General features: G+C 59.8%; 3 protein-coding genes and 1 pseudogene. All 4 read left to right on the top strand.

Going from position 1 to position 3,005, the window contains the following annotated elements:
- Positions 1-242, top strand: a pseudogene (locus ACIPIZ_RS29495) (NADH-quinone oxidoreductase subunit I); the annotation flags it as partial.
- A 9-nt stretch (positions 243-251) separates the two neighbouring features.
- Positions 252-752, top strand: coding sequence for an NADH-quinone oxidoreductase subunit J (gene nuoJ / locus ACIPIZ_RS29490; protein WP_008082850.1), 501 nt, complete (start codon positions 252-254; stop codon positions 750-752).
- A gap of 3 nt (positions 753-755) precedes the next feature.
- Positions 756-1,064 carry an NADH-quinone oxidoreductase subunit NuoK gene (nuoK, locus tag ACIPIZ_RS29485; protein ID WP_003223790.1) on the top strand — a complete coding sequence of 103 codons (309 nt, stop codon included), beginning with the start codon at positions 756-758 and terminating at the stop codon, positions 1,062-1,064.
- Positions 1,061-2,914 carry an NADH-quinone oxidoreductase subunit L gene (gene nuoL, locus ACIPIZ_RS29480; RefSeq protein ID WP_007920175.1) on the top strand — a complete coding sequence of 618 codons (1,854 nt, stop codon included), beginning with the start codon at positions 1,061-1,063 and terminating at the stop codon, positions 2,912-2,914. The genes nuoK and nuoL overlap by 4 nt, the downstream gene beginning before the upstream one ends.
- Positions 2,915-3,005: the final 91 nt, after the last annotated feature.

The following is a 3,005-nucleotide window of genomic DNA, read 5'->3' as shown; positions in this document are numbered from 1 at the left end:
TCTGCGGTCTCTGCTAGGAAGACTGTCCGACCACCGCAATCCAGCTGACACCGGATTTCGAGATGGCCGAGTTCAAACGTCAGGACCTGGTGTACGAGAAAGAAGATCTGTTGATCTCCGGCCCCGGCAAAAACCCTGATTACAACTTCTATCGTGTTGCAGGTATGGCAATCGCTGGCAAGCCGAAAGGCGCCGCACAGAACGAAGCCGAACCGATCAACGTGAAGAGCTTGCTGCCTTAAGGAAGAACGATGGAATTCGCTTTCTATTTCGCATCGGGTATCGCTGTTGTGGCCACGCTACGTGTGGTCACCAACACCAACCCTGTGCACGCCCTGCTCTACCTGATCATCTCGTTGATCGCTGTGGCCATGACCTTCTTCGCACTCGGCGCACCGTTCGCCGGCGTGCTGGAAGTGATCGCCTACGCCGGCGCCATCATGGTGCTGTTCGTGTTCGTGGTGATGATGCTCAACCTCGGCCCCGCCGCGGTTCAGCAAGAACGCGCCTGGCTCAAGCCCGGTATCTGGGCAGGGCCGGTGATTCTCGCCGGGCTGCTGCTGGCCGAACTGCTGTATGTGCTGTTCGCTCACCAGAGCGGTCAGGCCATCGGCCACACCACCGTAGACGCGAAAGCCGTGGGCATCAGCCTGTTCGGCCCGTACCTGCTGGTGGTCGAACTCGCCTCGATGCTGCTGCTTGCTGCAGCCGTCACCGCGTTCCATTTGGGCCGTAACGAGGCGAAGGAGTAAGTCATGCCTGCTATCCCTCTCGAGCATGGATTGGCCGTTGCCGGCATCCTGTTCTGCCTTGGTCTGGTCGGCCTGATGGTCCGCCGCAACATTTTGTTCGTGTTGATGAGTCTGGAAGTGATGATGAACGCCTCTGCACTGGCGTTCATTGTTGCAGGCGCCCGTTGGGGCCAGCCGGATGGACAGATCATGTTCATCCTGGTGATCAGCCTTGCAGCTGCCGAGGCCAGTATTGGTCTGGCGATCCTGCTGCAACTGTATCGCCGCTTCCATACGCTCGATATCGACGCTGCCAGTGAGATGCGCGGATGAACCTGATCTTTCTGACTTTCGTATTCCCTCTGATCGGTTTCCTGCTGCTGTCGTTCTCCCGTGGACGCTGGTCGGAAAACCTCTCGGCGCTGATCGGCGTGGGTTCCATTGGCTTGTCGGCGATTGTCGCCGCCTACGTCATCTGGCAATTCAACGTCGCGCCACCCGAAGGCGGTCACTACACCCTGGTGCTGTGGAAGTGGATGGCGGTCGAAGGCTTCAAGCCTGACTTCGCCCTCTACGTCGACGGTCTGTCGATCACCATGCTCGGCGTGGTCGTTGGCGTCGGTTTCCTGATCCACCTGTTCGCGTCCTGGTACATGCGTGGCGAAGCGGGCTACTCGCGCTTCTTCTCGTACACCAACCTGTTTATCGCCAGCATGCTGTTCCTGGTACTCGGCGATAACCTGTTGTTCCTGTACTTCGGCTGGGAAGGCGTGGGCCTGTGCTCGTACCTGTTGATCGGTTTCTACTACAGCAACCGCAACAACGGTAACGCCGCACTCAAGGCTTTCATCGTGACCCGGATCGGCGACGTGTTCATGGCCATCGGCCTGTTCATCCTGTTCCAGCAAGTGGGCACGCTGAACATCCAGGAACTGCTGGTGCTGGCACCGCAGAAATTCCAGGTCGGCGACTTCTGGATCACTCTGGCGACGCTGATGCTGCTGGGTGGCGCAGTCGGTAAATCGGCACAACTGCCGCTGCAAACCTGGCTGGCGGATGCGATGGCTGGCCCGACCCCGGTTTCGGCACTGATCCACGCCGCAACCATGGTGACTGCCGGTGTTTACCTGATCGCCCGTACCCACGGTCTGTTCACCCTGGCGCCGGAAATCCTCCACCTGGTCGGCATCGTTGGTGGCGTAACGCTGGTTCTCGCAGGCTTCGCGGCACTGGTTCAAACCGACATCAAACGTATCCTCGCCTACTCGACCATGAGCCAGATCGGCTACATGTTCCTGGCGCTGGGCGTTGGCGCCTGGGATGGCGCGATTTTCCACCTGATGACCCACGCCTTCTTCAAGGCCCTGCTGTTCCTTGCTTCCGGTGCGGTGATCGTTGCCTGCCACCACGAGCAGAACATCTTCAAGATGGGCGGTCTGTGGAAAAAACTGCCACTGGCCTACGCCAGCTTCATCGTCGGCGGCGCGGCACTGGCTGCCCTGCCACTGGTCACCGCAGGCTTCTACTCCAAGGACGAAATCCTTTGGGAAGCGTTCGCCAGCGGCAACCACGGTCTGCTTTACGCAGGTCTGGTCGGCGCATTCATGACCTCGCTGTACACCTTCCGCCTGATCTTCATCACGTTCCACGGTGAAGCCAAGACTGAAGCCCACGCCGGTCACGGCATCTCGCACTGGCTGCCACTGTCGGTGCTGATCGTGCTGTCGACTTTCGTCGGCGCCATGATCGTGCCACCGCTGCACGGCGTGCTGCCAGAAAGCGTTGGGCATGCCGGTGGCGAAGCCAAGCACAGTCTGGAAATCGCTTCGGGCGCCATCGCTCTGGCCGGTATCCTGCTGGCAGCGCTGCTGTTCCTCGGCAAGCGTCGCTTCGTCACGGCCATCGCCAACAGCGGCATCGGCCGTTTCCTTTCGGCCTGGTGGTTCGCTGCCTGGGGCTTCGACTGGATCTACGACAAACTGTTCGTCAAGCCGTACCTTGCGATCAGCCACGTACTGCGCAAAGACCCGCTCGACCAGACCATCGGTCTGATCCCGCGTATGGCCAAGGGTGGTCACACTGCCCTGAGCCGCACCGAGACCGGTCAACTGCGTTGGTATGCGGCTTCCATGGCTGCTGGTGCCGTGCTGGTTATCGGCGCCATCGTGCTGGTAGCGGTCTGATATGAACCTTGCGAATTTGCGAAAGGAAACGAGCCCGTCATGATTCTGCCTTGGCTAATCCTGATCCCCTTCATCGGCGGCCTGCTGTGCT

This window comes from Pseudomonas sp. NPDC087690, from assembly GCF_044743175.1.
GTDB lineage: Bacteria > Pseudomonadota > Gammaproteobacteria > Pseudomonadales > Pseudomonadaceae > Aquipseudomonas.
Note: the sequence above shows the minus strand (reverse complement) of the source record. Positions and strands in the feature narration are given on the sequence as shown.

Bases quoted from the DNA above. Each gene is read 5' to 3' on its own strand.
- nuoJ (WP_008082850.1), top strand. From the start codon at position 252: ATGGAATTCGCTTTCTATTTCGCATCGGGTATCGCTGTTGTGGCCACG.
- nuoK (WP_003223790.1), top strand. From the start codon at position 756: ATGCCTGCTATCCCTCTCGAGCATGGATTGGCCGTTGCCGGCATCCTG.
- nuoL (WP_007920175.1), top strand. From the start codon at position 1,061: ATGAACCTGATCTTTCTGACTTTCGTATTCCCTCTGATCGGTTTCCTG.